Raw genomic sequence first — 16,687 nt, 5'->3', positions numbered from 1 at the left:
CCATAAAAATTTATCATCATATTAGGAGTATAAACGTCAAACCCAATATTGCATATTTATAGTTTTTTATGAATTCATAAATAATTTTTATTGGCGTTAAACCTGTTGTTCCATCAGCTGCCTGAGCTTGGCTTCGGTATTGGAATCCCCTGCCGGAGTATAGATGCTGCAACGCAGATCCGTACTGCCGTGAACCTGAAGCGAGGTCAGATGGAACAGCATTTTCCCTGCTTTGGCGTGACGGAATTCAAGGACAACATCCGGGGCCGAGCTGACCCGGCTCTCCTCCCACAGCGGGTGGAACTCCGGATGCCGCTCCTTCATCTCTGCGATGAAGTCATCATACCAGCGGTCCTCCACATATTGGCCGTAATACGCCCGGAATATGGATAGAAACCCTCTGACGAACTCCTGCCAGTTCACGGCCAGGCGCTTGAACTCCTTCCGCACGAACAATAGAGAGATCATATTCCGCTCCTCCGGCGGCAGCTTGGCAAAGTCCAAAAACACATGCGCCGCCGCATCATTCCAACCGACAATGTTGCAGCGGCGGTCCGAGATAATGGTCGGGCAGGTGGTCAGCTCGTGGAGAATCTTCTGCAGGGAAGGGTTGATTACGGAGAGCTCCTCCTGCGGCGGATAAGGGGCCGCCCCGGACCCGTTCTCCAGCGCAAGGGCAAATAAATAGCTGCGCTCATCTTTGGTCAGCTGCAAAGCGCCAGCAATACAATCCAGTACAGATGGCGATACCTTGATATCCCGGCCTTGCTCCAGCCAGGTATACCAGGTATTGCTCACTCCGGCCAGCTGGGCCACCTCTTCCCTCCGCAAGCCGGGAGTCCGTCTGCGCGTGCCCTGGGGCAATCCGGCAGCAGCCGGTGATATCGCTGCACGCCGGGCTTTTAGAAAATCCGATAACGCCTGAAGCCTGGTCTGGGTAGACATGATCTATACGCCTCTTTCTGCTCCGATGTTTAGAATAGTAGTAATTATACTATGATAAACGACAACTTGTAATAGGATAAATAAAGTGGAAAAATAAACATGTAAACCAAACCGCAATAGGAGTCAGGTAGGCTGGCTTCATGTATATTTAAGGAGGATTATTATGGAACGGGTTGTGATTACCGGTATGGGCTTGACCTCGCCGCTTGGCAATACAGTAGATCAATTCTGGAACCGTTTGGCTGCAGGTGAATCGGGGATTTCTCCCATTACCTCATTTGATACGGCACATTTCAAGACCAAAATCGCCGGAACTGTACAGGATTTCGATCCTGAGGGCCGGTTCGGCCGCAAGGAGGCCCGGCGGATGGACCGGTTCAGCCAGTTTGCATTAGCCGCTGCAGAAGATGCATGGGCCCAATCGGGGCTCCAGTTGGATAAGGTCGACCGCGAGCGTCTGGGCGTGTATGTAGGCTCCGGGGTCGGAGGGATTCAGACCTTGATGGAGCAAGGCGATGTGCTGCGTTCCCGCGGGCCGGAAAGGGTCAGTCCCACGCTGATCCCGATGCTCATCTCCAATATGGCAGCAGCGATGATCAGCATCAAGCTGGGAGCGCTCGGCCCTACGCTCTCACCAGTGACTGCCTGTTCCATTGGCAATACAGCCATAGGTGAAGCATTCCGGCTGATCCGCTACGGCGGTGCCGATGTGGTGATAGCCGGAGGGGCTGAAGCGGCCATTAACGAAATATCGCTGGCCAGCTTCGGAAATGCAACAGCACTGTCCACGCTTAATGATGAGCCGCACAAAGCAAGCCGCCCTTTTGATATGAACCGTGACGGGTTTGTTATGGGGGAAGGCAGCGGCATAGTTATTCTGGAGGCCTTGTCCCATGCATTGCGGCGGAATGCCGTAATTTATGGAGAGGTAATCGGCTATGGCGCAAGCTCGGATGCCTATCACATGGTAGCTACCCATCCGGAAGGAATCGGAGCCTATCAGGCGATGAAACTGGCGTTGAATGAGGCTGGAGTCACGCCGGGAGAAGTGGATGTGATCAGCGCCCATGCCACGAGCACGCTTGTCGGTGACCGGTCCGAGACACTGGCGATCAAAAAACTGTTCGGAGATCTGGCCTACCGGATTCCCGTAACAGCCAATAAATCTATGACCGGGCATGCCCTGGGTGGAGCAGGGGGCTTGGAAGCCATTGCCTTGGTTAAGAGTATTCAGGAAGGCATCATCCCTCCTACTATTAATCTGGAAAATCCGGATGAAGTCTGTGACCTGGATTATGTGCCGAACACCGCCCGCCAGGCTGACGTTAACATCGGGATCAGCAATTCCTTTGGCTTTGGCGGCCATAATGCCGTAATTGTGCTGCGGAAGTATACAGAGGAATAACAGAATTTTATAGCACAAGCATATACAGTTTTATATTGAACAAAACAGGTACACCGTCCTCCACTGGACAGCGTACCCGTTTTTGATTGCCCTTTAAAGCTGATTTTGCCTGAATTAAATAAACTTTCCCCTGCTATTCCCTGTTCTTGCTTATTTCTTCACCACAGCCGCATGACTTCCCCACAGGGAGACCCCTGCCGCCGAAATTGCCGAAAACGGGTATGGAAAATTAGATAATATTGTCCGCTCTTGTCATCGTAATAGGCTGAATTGTGGCCTGGGGAGACATACACTGTACCGCTGGCCTCCAGGTCATCCAGTGTATTCATGAATTGGAAGCTGCCCATCAGCCTCGGACCCTCTTCCGAAAAAAATATTAAAAAAGCGCCAAGCCAGTAAACGGCTTGACGCTGATTCCTCTATTATGCACCAGCAGCGTATTAATACTCGCTGGGGTTGTTCACCAGTACTGGCTCAGAATATACATTGCTCAGCACACGATGTCTCTTTTTGACCACTTCCGGCGGCTCCACTGCAGGTGCCATCGGGTGCATCAGCCAGGATTTCACCATATGCGTATCCGATACCTTGTACATTGGAGGCTCTTTCTCCATATCGATTTGCATTGCATAAGTACTGCGGAGTGCAAAAGCATCGCCCTTCGGCGGCTTGATCAGATCTGGCGGCGTTCCCGGAATGGCAGTCAGCAGAGAGCCTTTGCTCTCCAGACTTGGCATTGAAGCCAGCAAACCCCAGGTATACGGATGTCTCGGATCATAGAAAATTTCTTCAGCTGTTCCCATTTCAACAATTTGGCCGGCGTACATAACAGCTACACGGTCTGCCATTCGGGCCACAACCCCAAGGTCATGGGTAATGAAGATAATCGCGGTGTCGATTTTCTTCTGAATATCCTTCATCAGATCCAGGATTTGCGCCTGAATGGTCACGTCGAGCGCGGTAGTCGGCTCATCGGCAATCAGCAGCTTGGGGTTGGCTGCCAGCGCCATGGCAATAACCACACGTTGGCGCATCCCGCCGCTGAACTCATGCGGATACTGCTGGAAGCGCCGCTCCGGTGAAGGAATACCCACCAGATTGAGCAGCTCGATGGCACGTTTGTACGCCGCATCTTTGGAGATTTTTTCATGCTTGAACAGCACTTCAGTAATTTGCTTGCCGACCTTCATCATCGGATTCAGCGAGGTCATCGGGTCCTGGAAAATCATCCCGATCTCTTTCCCGCGGATCTTCTGCATTTGCTTCTCATTTTTACCGATCAGATCCTGCCCTTCGAACAGAATCTGTCCGCGCTTATATTCACCCATGGGCTGGGGAACCAGCTTCATCACGGCCTGCGAAGTTACGCTCTTACCGGAACCGGATTCGCCCACGATGGCCAGTGTTTCTCCTTTATTGACATGAAAGCTTACACCACGGATCGCTTGAACCTCGCCTCCGCGTGTTCTGAATGATATAGCCAGATCTTTTACCTCTAAAAGGCGCTCCATCCTGTCACCCTCTCAATTTCTTTTCAAATTCCGATAACAATTCTCAATACTTAAAAAAACACGCAATAAGTATTATTTTATCTATCTTTGTATCCATACGTCAAGAATTTTCTGAAAGCTGGCGCTTCCGCAGCAAACGTTATCATTCCGGCTTACGGCGTTGCCTGCTCTTCACCAACCCCCAGACGATCGGTGGGGCCAGCAGGGCCATCATCAGCAGAGACCAGTAGACATCCACCCAGCTCACAGTATTTTCTTTTAGCAGACGGTAGAAAGCATACGATGAGTAAGGGAGTGCGATCAGCACCGCCGTAACCACACCTGGTGTGTATATTTTCAAAATTATACTTTGTCCCAAATGCGTAAACACATGCAGCAAAAAAACGGCTAGCACAGCCAGATACAGCCAGTAAAAAGAAAAAAAGACTGCGGTACAGGTGGCCGCAACCACCACAATATACACAAACAGCACGTCTGCCGCAAAATTTCTGGTTGTCATACGCAGCATAGAACGATATGGGTTCCACTTTCCAGGAGGAAGAGCAGCCTTCACTTTCGGGCCATACTTGATCCCCCAGGACTCTACCGTAAGGATTTCTTCGAAGTCATGAAACATGAACAAAATGGGCAGCAGCCATAATAAGCTAACTTGATCGATATGCAGATTCAACCAGTGGATCACCGTTGCACCACGTCTCCTTTCACCATTGCAGCCTGCTAAACGGCAGATTCACTGCTGCAAAGTACAGGCAAGAAGACCGGCGTCTCCACGGAGAACCGGCCTTCGACTCTAATCATTATAATTTATGTTATCGTTGCCCACAAACTCCTTCAATGTCTCCTGCAGGTTCTCAAAGGCCCAGCGTACATGATTCTCATCTTTGTATTGCCGGGAGTAGCACTCAATAACCAGAATCAGGTCAAGATACAAGTCATACAGTTTGATGCGAAGCCGCTCATTCGGACTGTCAAACGTGGCCCCGTATCCCTCAAAGAACGCCGGAGAATTCTCAAAGTGCCGGAAGTAGTACTCCATCAGCACATCCCCCCACAGCGCACGTTCCCAGTCAATGATTGAAACGATCACACCATCCTTGACAAAAATATTTCCGTTCCACAGATCCCAATGAATCAGACGCGGTTCGGTCACTTCGTCGAGAGCCGGAAAATATTTCTCAAGGCCCTGCTTGATCTCGTCATAAGAAGCCGGCAGTACTGCCCCCAGTCTTTGTCCATCATCCAGCACATTATGAATCATCGCGGTGAAGGTCTCGCGCCATGTTCTACCAGCGGTATCCGGCGGCTGTCCAAAAAGACCAAAGCGCTCTCCCTTAATCCCGTTGATCAGGCGCTGGTAACGTCCCAGTTCCCGTTCAATGGAGATTTTCACTTCGTCCGGGAGATTATCTTTAACTTCAATGTAAGGATATCCTTCAACCTTTTCCATGAAAAAATACGGGCTTGGAATCAATTCCAGACTCTCATCAAAGCCGTAAACCGCCGGAACGGGCACAGTGCCCGCAGCGAGAACCAGGCGCAGTGCCTCTACCTCGGCGCGCATAATGTCTTTTTCGTAGCTCAGCGTCTCCGTCTCTGCTGCGGGCGCAATCTTCAATATTACAGATCTGCCGTCTGATAGTTCAAGATCATAAGCTGAATTAAAAAAACCGCCCGTCAGCTCCTTGCTGCTGATAATGGCTGTGTCTGTTCCAAATGTACTTGCTGCTAAGGCTCTAAGCTGCTGATCATCCAATTTGACCTTAGTGAAGCTCTCCATTGGCTCTAAACCCACCACATATCGGCGAGCGGTTCTTCAATCAGCACCTGGCGAAGATTATTCACTGCTTTGGAGAATCCTTCTTCGATTGACATCAGCCCGTCCTCATGCTCAATGCTGACCACATAGTCATAACCGACAAGCCGCAGGGCGCTGATAATATCTGCCCACACCTTCACCTCATGGCCGTAGCCTACCGAACGGAACTGCCAGGCACGGTCCAGCATATTGGTGTAGGACTGCATGTCGGTCAATCCGTACATATTCACATTTACCGGATCAATCACCGTATCCTTGGCGTGGAAGTGATGAATTGCGCCTTGGCGTCCAAGGATATGAATCGCCTGCACCGGATCAATCCCCTGCCACCACATATGGCTCGGGTCCAGATTTGCACCGATCACCTCACCTGCAGCCTCTCTCAGGCGGAGCAGAGTAGCCGGTGTATGCACCGAGAAGCCTCCATGCAGCTCAAGGCCAATCTTCACGTCATGCTGTGCTGCGAATGCGCCCCACTCCGTCCAGTATGGAATCACTTTGTTCTCCCATTGCCATGCCAGAATTTCCTGGTAGTCGTTAGGCCAGGGAGCTACCGGCCAGTTCGGGTATTTGGCATCTTCATGGTCGCCAGGGCAGCCGGAGAATGTGTTAACTACCGGAACACCAAGCTTCTGCGCCAATTTTACCGAGTTTACAAAATCCTCGTGATCCTTGCGGGCAAGCTCTTTCTGCGGGTGCAGCGCATTGCCGTGGCAGCTCAGGGCACTGATCATCAACCCGCGTGACTCTACAGCGTGCTTGAACTCCTTCAGTGCTGCCTCATTCTCCAGCAGCAGCTTAGGATCGCAATGGCTGTTGCCGGGGTTGCCCCCCGTGCCGATCTCCACTGCCTTTAGTCCTTTGGAAGCTACATAATCCAGCGCGTCCTCCAGCTTGCGACCGCCGAAAAGCACCATAAATACGCCAAGTTTCATTGATCTGCCGCCTCTCGTTCATGATAATGGGTCCATTTCAATACAAATCGAAATCCTTAATGGTCTGATTGGTTTCCGCTGCCGCAAATATCGCTTCGATCAGCTTCAGCACGCGCAGCACCTCGGGATTTTTGACAATGGGCTCAGCCGTACCTTCAATGACATCGGCAAAATTGGTATAGAAGCTGGAGGCCAGCTCTGCCGCTGGCGGCAAAGCTTCAGTTATCGTTGCTCCCTCTGACGGAGGCGCCATGGTTTTGGTCAGACCCACACCGGCACGGATTGGAGTAGGCTCCAGCTTTTCGCTTTCCTGGTTGCGGGTGACGATCCGTCCCGTTAAAGACCAATCCTCAATAACTCCTGTGCCTTCCGTCCCCTTGACATACCATCTAGGCAGGGTAATGAAATTCGTCGTACCTACTTCAACGATAGCTTTGACGCCATTCTCAAACTGCAGGATGGCCTCGAAGCCGTCGTCCACTTCATTCCCCAGAATGAAGCTTAAATTGCTGCTCACACTGGCCACCTTGCTGTCAATCATGAACAGCAGCTGATCCAGAAGATGAACGCCCCAATCCAGCAGCATGCCGCCGCCCTGCGCTTTCACATGGCGCCAGTCGCCGGGTATGCCATTGGCCCCGTGGACACGGGATTCAAGCTGGAACAATGAACCAATCGTCCCGTGGTCGTACATTTCCTTGATAACCCTGAAGTCCTCATCCCACCGCCGGTTCTGATGGACCATCAGCACACGTCCCGCTGATTCGGCCGCCTGAGTCATTTCAATGAACTCTTCCGAGGACATCGCGACCGGCTTCTCGCAAATCACATGCTTGCCTGCTCTGAACGCAGCGAGAGCGATTTCCTTGTGCACATCGTTAGGCGTTGCAATCAGTATGGTCCCAACCTTCGGATCTGCCAGAACATCTTCATAGCTGGCATATGCTGTATACCCCGCTGCTTCGGAAGCACTGCGCCGTTCCTCCAGCAGGTCGAATGTTCCGGCCACCTCCAGACGGCCGTTCTCCTCAATCAAATGTGTGTGATAGCTTCCCATTCCGCCATAACCAACGATGACGATCGTATGCTTGTGTGAACTCATGGTCTCCACTCCTGTTTCGATAGATCTATACAACCGAACTGAAGATGAATCAGGTTCTCCAGTTCAGTTGTATAACTTTGTCACTTGTTATTTGTCTGAGCTTCCGTCGAAGTACACCGCACGGCCCGTGCGCGCGGATTCATAGATTGCTTCAAGAATTTGTGTAACTACTAATGCCTGCTCCGGCTTAACGACCGGTTCCTTGTCTTCGCTTACGGCTTCCAGCCAAAGGCGGGCTTCACGATCAGATTCACTCTCCGTCCCTCCGCTGTAGAAGGCAACGCCGCCGGAGGATAGATCTACTTTGGTTTCGTACAGACGGCCGGCACGTTCTCCGTTCAGACGCAATCCGTCCTTCATATCCGCACCGCCCTCAGTACCGGCGAGGAGGGTTTGGGCTTCACGAAACTCCGATACATTCAGCGCCCAGCTGGATTCCAGGGAGATTGTAGCCCCATTTTCCATCGTAATGAAGCCAAAGGCAGAGTCTTCCACCTTGAATTGCTCCGGGTCCCATGGACCGAAGGCATTTGCTGCGTTTTTCTTTTGTCCCAGCTTGTGGAATGTGGAACCGACAACCATACGCGGTTTATAGTTGTCCATCAGCCACAGCGTAAGATCAAGCGCGTGTGTCCCGATATCAATCAGCGGGCCGCCGCCCTGTTTCTCTTCATCCAGAAATACCCCCCATGTCGGAACTGCACGGCGGCGCAGCGCAATCGCCTTGCCGTAATAGATATCACCTAGCTCGCCACTTTCGCAGAGCCCCTTCAGATATTCACTGTCCGAACGGTAACGGTTCTGGTAAGCTATCGAGAGTTTTTTGCCTGTACGGCGGGCAGCGTCGAGCATTTCCTGAGCCTGTGCCGTTGTTTTGGCCATTGGCTTCTCGCACATTACGTGATTGCCGGCTTCCAGTGCAGCTATTGAAATTACGGAATGGCTGTCGTTAGGTGTACATACATGAACAATATCGAATCCGCCAGCGGCCAGCATCTCACGGAAATCTGTGTATACGACTGCATCCTCCGTACCATAAGTTTTCGCCGCTTCCTGTGCCCGTTCCTCTATGATGTCGCAAAAAGCGACCATTTCCGCATTGTTCTGACGGGACAGGCTTGGCATATGTTTGCCGTTTGCGATACCACCGCAACCGATAATAGCAATTTTGAGTTTGTTAGACATGAACTTTTCCTCCTTGATTGGCATATGCTGTAATCCATTTCATACTGTCTGCTACACTTTCAAGCGGTGAACGGCTGCAAAAATCCTGCTCCACTACAGCCCACTCCGCTCCTGCTGCATCCGCCGCCTCCAGAATGGCTTCGAGCTTTACTTCCCCTTCACCCAGGACAACGGTCTCAGCCGAGCCGTCTTCCCGTTTTCTCATATCCTTCAGATGGATAATCGGGAGTCGCCCGGCGTATTTGTGAATATACTCTACCGGATCATACCCCGCATAATACACCCAGCAGGTATCCATTTCCACTTGCAGCAGATCTGCAGGCACTTCCTCGAAAATGCCGTCAAACGCGGTACGTCCGCCAAATTGCTCTTTGAATTCAAAATCATGATTATGATAAGAAAGCACGGCGCCGCGGGCGCTGCATTGCTCCCCGATCTTCCGCAGATTAGCGGCAACCTCTTCCCAATTCCGCTGCTCTTCAGTCAAGTAAGGCACGATCAGGTTACGGTTGCCAATAGACAGATTGAAGCTGATTTCCTGCTCCGTGTCATTCAGCATGGCATCATATGGACGGTGCGCGCCGAGCGCGATGAGTCCTGTTTCCTGCAGCAGCGCATTCACTTGCTCTGCTGTCCGGCCAAAATAGTGAAAAAACTCCACGCCGGCATATCCAAGCTCCGCGACCTTGCGGATCGTCCCTTCGAAATCCTGTTCCAGTTCTTCTCTCAGCGTATACAGCTGCAAGCCGATCTTAAGCATGTTCGTCTCACTCCTAGTAGGTCTGGATTTAGTTACACTTCGAATTACGCTTCATATCGTCCCTGAAGGACCCACATGATGTACCTCACATGAACAAAAGGGCTGCAAGTATCTGGCTGTCCAATATCTGTATTTTTATCCCTCTGCTTCCACTGAGATTGCCTATGTAGCTTCCAGAGCCGTTATAAAGCCCCCTTTACTTCATTTATACGTTTTTTGCTCAGGTACATAGTAATATGAAAGCGTATATAATAAAATGAAGAATATGATTAAAACATGAACAATCTGCTTATCATTTTAAATTCACATTATGATGCCCTGGAGGATCTATGACACAAACTGCACCCTGCCATGTACTATCCGCCGGATTTTCTGTCCACCGCAAACCGTTTCATATGACGGGCGGAGACAGTGTCTATTATTATCTTCTGCGCCTGCAGACCGAAGGCCGCAGCCGGACCATGGTCAACGGTGTTCTGACCACAGTGGAGAGCGGCGACCTGATGCTGTTCGCTCCGAGCGATCCCTATTACCTTAGTATCGACAAAGAGAGCTATCCTGTAGGCAAACCGCGGATTGAAAGCGGTGATTATCATATCTTTTGCGGAGGACCCTGGATTGAGGAATGGTGGACGCGCAAGCAGCGGCCGCTGGTACTTCCTATGCCGCTGAGCGACTATTTTCTTGGCCTCTTCCGGCAAATCGTGCTGGAGCAGCGCCGCCTGGCCAACTCCTCGCCGGAAATTTCAGCCTGTTATCTGCAGATATTATGCCTGGAAATTGACCGGCTGATGTCTGAACAGCCCGCAGTTTCACCCAAAGGCTATCTGGCTTACCGTATGAAGCAATATGTAGAGGAGCATGCCGCGTATCCGTTCCGTCTGGAGGATGTGGCCGGGCATGTGGATATCAGTGTCTCCCGGGCGGTTCATCTGTTCAAGGAGGCTTTTGGCACCACCATTGTCAAATATGTCAACGACGTCAGGCTGGATATGGCGCGGGAGCGGATTACCTTCAGCCCAATGCCGCTGGAGCATGTCTCCGAGACCTGCGGCTTCGCCAACTACACTTATTTTCACCGCTTGTTCCGGAGCCGGTTCGGAATGTCCCCCAAGCAGTACCGCGCGTACAGCCGGCAAGCAGAAACGGCCTCGCTGCCTTAATATAACCCTCTGCGCTTAGACTGCCCAATCAAAGGTATTTTTACCTTTGATTTTGCTTTTCTGCGCCTACACTAACCAATCAAAGGTATTTTTACCTTTGATTTCGCTCTTCTGCGCCTACACTGCCCAATCAAAGGTATTTTTACCTTAAAGCCGGCACCCGCTCCCCCGGATATGCAAAAGGAGCGCCATCCTGGAAGATCCGCTCCTTGTGTTTGATCTTATTCAGTTTTTGCTGCTTGCTCGGGGTAACCCGGACATGCTGGGAAATGGCTCCGTAATGATCATTGAGTCTGCGGTTTCGTTCCGCGCACCAGGTGCCGGAGCGTTCTGCCTTAAGCAGGGTTTTTTGTGTTTTTGTGCGTGCCATGGGGCTACACTCCTCTTCTTTTGTGAATTAGATCAGCATGCCCTTTTCTGAACGTGCTGACAGTTCAATTTTAACATAACCTCATGTGAATGGCCCGGTAAAGTTGACTATAATCTTCTCGCCTGACGGTGTACGCTTGCACAAGCAGCTGCGGGTACAGTATTCTTGATGGATACAAGCATCCCTTTCAATAGGAAGGTTCCATGGAACATTGCGATCATCCGGGAAATATTACCTTATGCGGCTCCACCCGTTCAAGCAACAATTCGAACCAACCTGCCAATGCAGAGAGTGATCGTGTTTTGCACATCCTAGGAGATCGAATACGCCCGGCTGGCGGGCAAAACAGTGGAATACCGGGAGAGCCTGTAACTGTAACTGTAACTTATGGATGCGGAGGGAAATCAATGAAATACGACGTTTTATACGAAGGTGCTTTTGCCATGCTTAAGGTGCATTTGAATCCGGGTGAAAGTGTTAAAGCAGAGATGGGGGCCATGGTCGCCATGTCACCGGGTGTGGAGCTACGGGGAACCGTGGACGGCGGCCTGATGCGGGGGCTGGGCAGAATGCTCAGCGGCGAGAAATTTTTCTTCCAGGAGCTGACGGCAACGCGGGGACAAAGTGAAGTGCTGCTCTCTCCCGGAGCCATCGGTGACATCCAGGCCATTGAGCTCGACGGATCGTACAAGCTGTATGTGCAGAAGGACGGCTTCCTCGCCGGAACCCACGGCATTCAGGTCAACACGAAGATGCAAAACCTGACGCGGGGACTGTTCTCCGGGGAAGGATTTTTCATTATTGAAATCAGCGGCAGCGGCACCGTGTTCCTCTCATCGTTCGGGGCAATTCATGCCATCAATCTGGAGCCGGGCGAAGAAATGATCATCGATAACGGGCATCTGGTGGCCTGGCCGGATTATATGGACTACAAGGTGGAAAAAGCCGCCTCCGGCTGGCTGAACAGCTTGACGAGCGGCGAAGCGCTGGTCTGCCGGTTCCGCGGCGAAGGCGTAGTGCTGGTGCAATCCCGCAATCCGGGCAGCTTCGGAACATGGATCAAATCTTTTGTGCCTTCCAGACCCTAGACCTAATAAAAACGGCATTCCAGAGCATAGTATGCTGCTCTTGAAATGCCGTTTTGTGGTGTGTACATGCTGCTGTCTACATTCTCCGCTTTCATCCGCCGGCGTCAAACCTTCAGTTGCTCTAGGAGACAGCCTGGCATGACTTTTCCCCTTTGCAGCCGCTCCGTTTGCATGAATTGTAGGTGCCTTTGAAATCCAGCCGGTGATCGGTGACGTTGAAGCCGTATTCACGTTCCAGCCGCAGCTCCAGCTCAAGGAGCCAATCGTCCTTGATTTCCTCCAGCCTGCCGCATACATTGCATATCAGGTGATGGTGCATATGGGCATGATCATCCCCCCGCAAATCATAGCGGGCCACGCCATCCCCAAAAATCATCTTCTCTACAATATGAAGCTCACACAGCAGCTCCAGGGTACGGTATACCGTTGCAAGCCCAAGATGCGGATAGCTGTTCTTCACCAGCATGTAGACCTCTTCCACACTTAAATGATCCTTCTCATTATCAAGCAGAACTCTGACGATGGCCTCGCGCTGTGGCGTTAATTTATAATGATGCGCAGCAAACTGCTGACTGATATTAGCAATCGGGTTCACTTGTAGTCTCCCACCTTTCCGGAAGCGCAAACTGAGTTATAATTAGTAATCGTTACGATATAAGCATAACAAAAATATCCACCAAAGAAAAGAGCCTGACACCATTATAACATTCCCCATCAAAAATCAGCACAAACCATCAAAAAAACATATCGGGCTAGCAACCGTGCCGCAAAGTGCTGTTTCAAAAATCAAGGTAAGGGTTAAACTTTCTTAGATCTAAAATTTAATTGCCTGCAACCTTTCCATATTCTGAGCCGTCTGAGGTGTTGAACAAGGCTAAGCAGCCTGAATCCTACAGACAAAGGTGGAAATACTATGAACTTCAAAAAGAGCGCTTTTGCAGCGATTACCAGCGTATCGCTTCTTACTTTTTCACTTGCCGGTCCCATCTTTGCCGCAGACAGCAGCTTCAAGGATATCAACAACGTAACCGGCAAAGACAAAATTAATTCCCTGAAGGAGCAAGGTTTGATCAAAGGCATCTCCGACACCCAGTTCCTCCCCGGCTCCAAAGTAACAACCGCTCAGGGAGTCCAGTTTATCGCCGGAGGCCTTCAACTGAGCCTGGCGGCTATCGACTTCAACAAGGCTCCACTCGCCAGCGGCACCTTTAGCAAGGTGAAAGACAATGCCTGGTACGCGGAAGCTTTTGTCAACGCCCATTACAACGGGATCGAAATCGCTGCGGATATTGATCCCTCGAAGCCAATGACCAAGGAATTATTCACCAACCTGCTGGTCCAGGGCATTGAAAAGGTTGGCAATCTGCCGATGATCAATATTGTTCCTGCAGATATAGCCGACGCTGACACCTTAGAGCCTTCTTTCCAGGGCAGCATCCAGCGCTCGCTGAAATACAACATCAACACACTGGATGCTAACGGCAAATTCAATCCGAAAAAAGAAATCACCCGCGCCGAAGCGGCCGTTATGCTCTACAACGCACTGGATTACCTGAACTCCAAAACAAATACCGCGCCACAGAGCTAGACGAGGCTCGTCATTCCACACTCCCTCCCCTGAGTATGGAATGGCGGATTGGCAATTCAAAAAGGCAGTCCGGAATTCCCCCCGGACTGCCTTTTTGGTGTTTCTATAGATTAAAGTTATATTTCCTCACCGCTAATCCGGTTCAGGAACTGCAGCGCGCGCGGATTGGTTGTATGCTCCAGCACCTGCTCCGGTCTGCCCTGCTCCAGAATCACACCGCCATCCATCAAAATGATCTGATCCGCCACATCCGCAGCGAATTTCATCTCATGGGTGACGATGACCATCGTCATGCCTTCCGAGGCAAGCTGCTTGATTACCTTCAGCACCTCACCCACCAGCTCTGGATCAAGCGCCGAGGTGGGCTCGTCAAACAGCAGCACTTCCGGCTCCACGGCCATCGCCCGCGCTATGGCTACGCGTTGCTGCTGGCCGCCGGATAATTGATGCGGATAGGCATCCGCCTTGTCCGCAAGGCCAACCTTCGCCAGCAGCCCGATAGCCCGCTGGCGCGCCTCCTCCTTGGAGCGTTTTTGTACGGTAATCTGGCCCTCCATCACGTTGCCCAGAGCCGTCATATGCGGGAAAAGGTTGTACGACTGGAAGACCATCCCGGTCCGCTGGCGCAGGGCCAGCACAGAACGCTGCGGAATTTTCCCTCCCGCTGTGAATTCCAGCTTCATATCGCCCAGTGTCAGGCTCCCCCTGTCAGGCTGTTCCAGAAGATTGAAGCAGCGCAGCAGGGTTGTTTTTCCGGAGCCTGAAGGACCGATAATAACCAGTACCTTGCCGGGCTCCACGGTAAGATCGACACCCTTCAGCACCTGGAGGGGACCAAAGGATTTATGCAAGTCACGAATTTCAATCACAGGTACTCCTCCTTATCTTGCCGAGTAACGGTCAAGCCGCTTCTCCAGGTAATTTTGCAGAACCGACAGCACGGAACAGAACAGCAGGTAGAACAAAGCGGCTTCACTATAGAGCAGCAGCGGTTCATAGGAGGTAGCCGTAATCTGTTGGGCTGTTTTGAAAATTTCCACATAAGTGATAGTCGCGGCAAGCGAGGTGTCTTTGACCAGGCTGATAAAAGAGTTCGACAGAGGCGGAACCGAAACACGTGCTGCCTGGGGGAGAATGACTCTCCGCAGCGCTTGTGCCCGGGTCATCCCTACGGAGAATGCGGCTTCCCACTGGCCTTTATGTATGGACAGAATTGCAGCCCGCACAATCTCGGAGGAATAAGCTCCTACACTGAGCGTGAACCCGATGGTCGCAGCAATAAACGGATCAAGGATAATCCCCACCGCCGGCAGGCCGTAGAAAATAATAAACAGCTGTACAAGCAAAGGCGTTCCACGGATAATCCAGACGTAGAAGCGGGCGATCAGCTTCGGCAAAGTCCAAGGCGAGAGCCGGATAAGTGCGGTAAAAATAGCCAGCAGCAGGCCCAGAATAAAGGAGACTACTGCCAGCGGAATGGTAAAAGCCACCCCGGCTTTGAGCAGGGGCAGCAAGGAATCGAGGAAAATTTGTATTTTACGGTCATCCATTGCGATCAGACATCCTTCTTCGGACTTCGGGCGGCCGCAGCCGCCTGGTCCATCCGTTATTATTTGGAAACGTCAGCACCGAAATATTTCTCGGAAATCTTCAGGTACGTGCCGTCGCTTTTCATAGCTGTCAATGCTTCACTCACTGCAGCTACCAGCTCATCGTTGCCCTTAAGGAAGACAGCGGCGCTCTGGGAACCCTCGGCGATTTCGTCGACAACCTTAATTTTAACATCCGGCTTCTGCTTCTTCAGATCCAGGTAGGACAGTCCGTCATTCACAGTTGCATCAATCCGGCCGGAGGTCAACAGGTCAATCGCCTGGTTGAAGCCGTCGGTGACCACAAGCTCCGCACCGTTCTCACGGGCGATATCGGACAGATTGCTGGTAAGAGACTGGCCGGCTTTCTTGCCTTTCAGATCCGCAAAAGTCTTGATGTCTTCATTCTTCTCGCCAACGATCAATACCGCCTTGGAGACAATGTACGGATCGGAGAAATCATATTTCACCTTACGCTCATCCGTAATCGAAACTTCATTGAAAATAACATCAAAGCGCTTGGCATCCATCCCGGCAAAAATCCCGTCCCATTGGGTTTCGAAAAATTCCGCTTTCACTCCCAGCCGCTTGGCCACCTCTTCAGCGATCTCCACATCAAATCCGGTAAGTTTGCCTGAGGCATCATGGAAAGTAAACGGCGCATAGGTACCCTCGGTTCCGATACGGAGCTTGCCGCTTGCTTTGATCGCATCCAGACTGTTCTGTTCCGCAGGAGCTGAAGCTTCTGCTGTCGGAGCCGCGGAGGACTCGGCTGTTGTATTATTTCCTGCTGCATTCTTGGTATTATTGCCACATGCCGCTACCAGTACCACCGTAAGCAGCATCAGGATTGTCAGACTTAGTTTTTTCATTAATAGTTAACCCCTCTCATCATCTCTGTATATTCCGGCTGTCCCGGCAAGTTGAATAGTAACACCGTCATGTCAGCGGAGTCAAGAACTTTTCCGATTATAAACATCGGAATTATAATGTAACCGTTTTAACGCGCTTGAGTCCGAATCATGCAAACAGCGAACCCGGCCTTCCTGAGGTTAGATGCTTTGACAACACGCCTGAATATGCTATATTAATTAGCAATTGCAAATTCAATATTGACCTGCTATTTCACTAGGGGAGTCTGCCGACTGAGACGAAGCGTGAAGCTTCGGACCCTTGGAACCTGATCTGGATCATACCAGCGGAGGGAAGTGGAACAGAAACGATCAGCGG

The 16,687-nt window shown here is 51.3% G+C and carries 17 protein-coding genes, 1 pseudogene and 1 riboswitch; of the genes and pseudogenes, 4 read left to right on the top strand and 14 right to left on the bottom strand.

Features of this window, described 5'->3' with window-relative positions; all coding sequences use genetic code 11:
* Positions 1–96: 96 nt before the first annotated feature.
* Positions 97–945 carry a helix-turn-helix transcriptional regulator gene (locus tag BLQ82_RS03660; RefSeq protein ID WP_062521642.1) on the bottom strand — a complete coding sequence of 283 codons (849 nt, stop codon included), beginning with the start codon at positions 943–945 and terminating at the stop codon, positions 97–99.
* A 163-nt stretch (positions 946–1,108) separates the two neighbouring features.
* Here BLQ82_RS03660 and fabF point away from each other — a divergent pair, with 163 nt between their 5' ends.
* A complete protein-coding gene (fabF, locus tag BLQ82_RS03655) occupies positions 1,109–2,350 on the top strand; it encodes a beta-ketoacyl-ACP synthase II (protein WP_062521641.1) in 1,242 nt (413 codons plus the stop codon).
* 212 nt (positions 2,351–2,562) lie between these two features.
* Here fabF and BLQ82_RS33135 read toward each other — a convergent pair.
* The 8 genes and pseudogenes from BLQ82_RS33135 to BLQ82_RS03615 form a co-directional block, all read right to left on the bottom strand.
* Positions 2,563–2,709, bottom strand: a pseudogene (locus BLQ82_RS33135) (endo-alpha-(1->5)-L-arabinanase); the annotation flags it as partial.
* An 81-nt stretch (positions 2,710–2,790) separates the two neighbouring features.
* A complete protein-coding gene (locus BLQ82_RS03645) occupies positions 2,791–3,861 on the bottom strand; it encodes an ABC transporter ATP-binding protein (RefSeq protein WP_062521637.1) in 1,071 nt (356 codons plus the stop codon).
* Positions 3,862–4,003: 142 nt separating this feature from the next.
* A complete protein-coding gene (locus tag BLQ82_RS03640; RefSeq protein ID WP_062521635.1) occupies positions 4,004–4,543 on the bottom strand; it encodes an HXXEE domain-containing protein in 540 nt (179 codons plus the stop codon).
* Between the two features lie 108 nt (positions 4,544–4,651).
* Positions 4,652–5,638 carry a phosphotransferase family protein gene (locus BLQ82_RS03635; protein WP_062521633.1) on the bottom strand — a complete coding sequence of 329 codons (987 nt, stop codon included), beginning with the start codon at positions 5,636–5,638 and terminating at the stop codon, positions 4,652–4,654.
* A 5-nt stretch (positions 5,639–5,643) separates the two neighbouring features.
* Entirely contained in the window at positions 5,644–6,612 is a 969-nt protein-coding gene (locus BLQ82_RS03630; protein ID WP_062521631.1) for a sugar phosphate isomerase/epimerase family protein, read from the bottom strand.
* A 37-nt stretch (positions 6,613–6,649) separates the two neighbouring features.
* Positions 6,650–7,714 (bottom strand): Gfo/Idh/MocA family protein, encoded by a 1,065-nt coding sequence (locus tag BLQ82_RS03625; RefSeq protein WP_062521629.1) that lies wholly within the window; start codon positions 7,712–7,714, stop codon positions 6,650–6,652.
* Between the two features lie 87 nt (positions 7,715–7,801).
* The gene (locus tag BLQ82_RS03620; protein ID WP_062521627.1) at positions 7,802–8,899 is read right to left on the bottom strand and encodes a Gfo/Idh/MocA family protein; all 1,098 of its coding nucleotides are present in this window, start codon (positions 8,897–8,899) and stop codon (positions 7,802–7,804) included.
* Positions 8,892–9,659, bottom strand: coding sequence for a sugar phosphate isomerase/epimerase family protein (locus BLQ82_RS03615; RefSeq protein WP_062521625.1), 768 nt, complete (start codon positions 9,657–9,659; stop codon positions 8,892–8,894). The genes BLQ82_RS03620 and BLQ82_RS03615 overlap by 8 nt, the downstream gene beginning before the upstream one ends.
* A gap of 329 nt (positions 9,660–9,988) precedes the next feature.
* Between BLQ82_RS03615 and BLQ82_RS03610 the strand changes: the two genes are divergently transcribed.
* On the top strand, positions 9,989–10,822 hold the full coding sequence (locus tag BLQ82_RS03610) for an AraC family transcriptional regulator (RefSeq protein WP_062521622.1): 834 nt from the start codon (positions 9,989–9,991) through the stop codon (positions 10,820–10,822).
* Positions 10,823–10,964: 142 nt separating this feature from the next.
* Here the strand turns inward: BLQ82_RS03610 and BLQ82_RS03605 are convergent, their stop codons facing one another.
* The gene (locus BLQ82_RS03605) at positions 10,965–11,192 is read right to left on the bottom strand and encodes a hypothetical protein (RefSeq protein ID WP_062521620.1); all 228 of its coding nucleotides are present in this window, start codon (positions 11,190–11,192) and stop codon (positions 10,965–10,967) included.
* A gap of 407 nt (positions 11,193–11,599) precedes the next feature.
* On the opposite strand from BLQ82_RS03605, the gene BLQ82_RS03600 reads away from it, so the two are divergent.
* Entirely contained in the window at positions 11,600–12,280 is a 681-nt protein-coding gene (locus BLQ82_RS03600) for a TIGR00266 family protein (protein ID WP_025703298.1), read from the top strand.
* Between the two features lie 121 nt (positions 12,281–12,401).
* Here BLQ82_RS03600 and BLQ82_RS03595 read toward each other — a convergent pair whose 3' ends face one another.
* Positions 12,402–12,875 (bottom strand): Fur family transcriptional regulator, encoded by a 474-nt coding sequence (locus tag BLQ82_RS03595; RefSeq protein ID WP_062521618.1) that lies wholly within the window; start codon positions 12,873–12,875, stop codon positions 12,402–12,404.
* Positions 12,876–13,193: 318 nt separating this feature from the next.
* On the opposite strand from BLQ82_RS03595, the gene BLQ82_RS03590 reads away from it, so the two are divergent.
* On the top strand, positions 13,194–13,868 hold the full coding sequence (locus tag BLQ82_RS03590) for an S-layer homology domain-containing protein (protein ID WP_062521616.1): 675 nt from the start codon (positions 13,194–13,196) through the stop codon (positions 13,866–13,868).
* 116 nt (positions 13,869–13,984) lie between these two features.
* On the opposite strand, the gene BLQ82_RS03585 is transcribed toward BLQ82_RS03590, so the two are convergent.
* The 3 genes from BLQ82_RS03585 to BLQ82_RS03575 are packed head-to-tail and all read right to left on the bottom strand — an operon-like array spanning position 13,985 to position 16,329.
* Positions 13,985–14,737, bottom strand: a complete 753-nt coding sequence (locus BLQ82_RS03585; RefSeq protein ID WP_062521614.1) for an amino acid ABC transporter ATP-binding protein — start codon at positions 14,735–14,737, stop codon at positions 13,985–13,987.
* 12 nt (positions 14,738–14,749) lie between these two features.
* Positions 14,750–15,418, bottom strand: coding sequence for an amino acid ABC transporter permease (locus BLQ82_RS03580; RefSeq protein WP_062521612.1), 669 nt, complete (start codon positions 15,416–15,418; stop codon positions 14,750–14,752).
* 59 nt (positions 15,419–15,477) lie between these two features.
* A complete protein-coding gene (locus BLQ82_RS03575; protein WP_062521610.1) occupies positions 15,478–16,329 on the bottom strand; it encodes an amino acid ABC transporter substrate-binding protein in 852 nt (283 codons plus the stop codon).
* A gap of 248 nt (positions 16,330–16,577) precedes the next feature.
* A riboswitch (TPP riboswitch) is annotated at positions 16,578–16,681 on the top strand.
* Positions 16,682–16,687 lie beyond the last annotated feature (6 nt).

Origin of the sequence: Paenibacillus jilunlii, from assembly GCF_900102965.1 — a bacterium.
GTDB classification, from domain to species: Bacteria; Bacillota; Bacilli; order Paenibacillales; family Paenibacillaceae; genus Paenibacillus_AQ; species Paenibacillus_AQ jilunlii.
Note: the sequence above shows the minus strand (reverse complement) of the source record. Positions and strands in the feature narration are given on the sequence as shown.

Excerpts from the sequence above, each read along its gene's own strand:
- BLQ82_RS03620 (WP_062521627.1), bottom strand. The coding sequence starts at position 8,899 with ATGTCTAACAAACTCAAAATTGCTATTATCGGTTGCGGTGGTATCGCA.
- BLQ82_RS03600 (WP_025703298.1), top strand. The coding sequence starts at position 11,600 with ATGAAATACGACGTTTTATACGAAGGTGCTTTTGCCATGCTTAAGGTG.
- BLQ82_RS03630 (WP_062521631.1), bottom strand. The coding sequence starts at position 6,612 with ATGAAACTTGGCGTATTTATGGTGCTTTTCGGCGGTCGCAAGCTGGAG.
- BLQ82_RS03635 (WP_062521633.1), bottom strand. The coding sequence starts at position 5,638 with ATGGAGAGCTTCACTAAGGTCAAATTGGATGATCAGCAGCTTAGAGCC.
- BLQ82_RS03625 (WP_062521629.1), bottom strand. The coding sequence starts at position 7,714 with ATGAGTTCACACAAGCATACGATCGTCATCGTTGGTTATGGCGGAATG.
- fabF (WP_062521641.1), top strand. The coding sequence starts at position 1,109 with ATGGAACGGGTTGTGATTACCGGTATGGGCTTGACCTCGCCGCTTGGC.
- BLQ82_RS03575 (WP_062521610.1), bottom strand. The coding sequence starts at position 16,329 with ATGAAAAAACTAAGTCTGACAATCCTGATGCTGCTTACGGTGGTACTG.
- BLQ82_RS03615 (WP_062521625.1), bottom strand. The coding sequence starts at position 9,659 with ATGCTTAAGATCGGCTTGCAGCTGTATACGCTGAGAGAAGAACTGGAA.
- BLQ82_RS03645 (WP_062521637.1), bottom strand. The coding sequence starts at position 3,861 with ATGGAGCGCCTTTTAGAGGTAAAAGATCTGGCTATATCATTCAGAACA.
- BLQ82_RS03580 (WP_062521612.1), bottom strand. The coding sequence starts at position 15,418 with ATGGATGACCGTAAAATACAAATTTTCCTCGATTCCTTGCTGCCCCTG.
- BLQ82_RS03660 (WP_062521642.1), bottom strand. The coding sequence starts at position 945 with ATGTCTACCCAGACCAGGCTTCAGGCGTTATCGGATTTTCTAAAAGCC.
- BLQ82_RS03610 (WP_062521622.1), top strand. The coding sequence starts at position 9,989 with ATGACACAAACTGCACCCTGCCATGTACTATCCGCCGGATTTTCTGTC.
- BLQ82_RS03590 (WP_062521616.1), top strand. The coding sequence starts at position 13,194 with ATGAACTTCAAAAAGAGCGCTTTTGCAGCGATTACCAGCGTATCGCTT.
- BLQ82_RS03605 (WP_062521620.1), bottom strand. The coding sequence starts at position 11,192 with ATGGCACGCACAAAAACACAAAAAACCCTGCTTAAGGCAGAACGCTCC.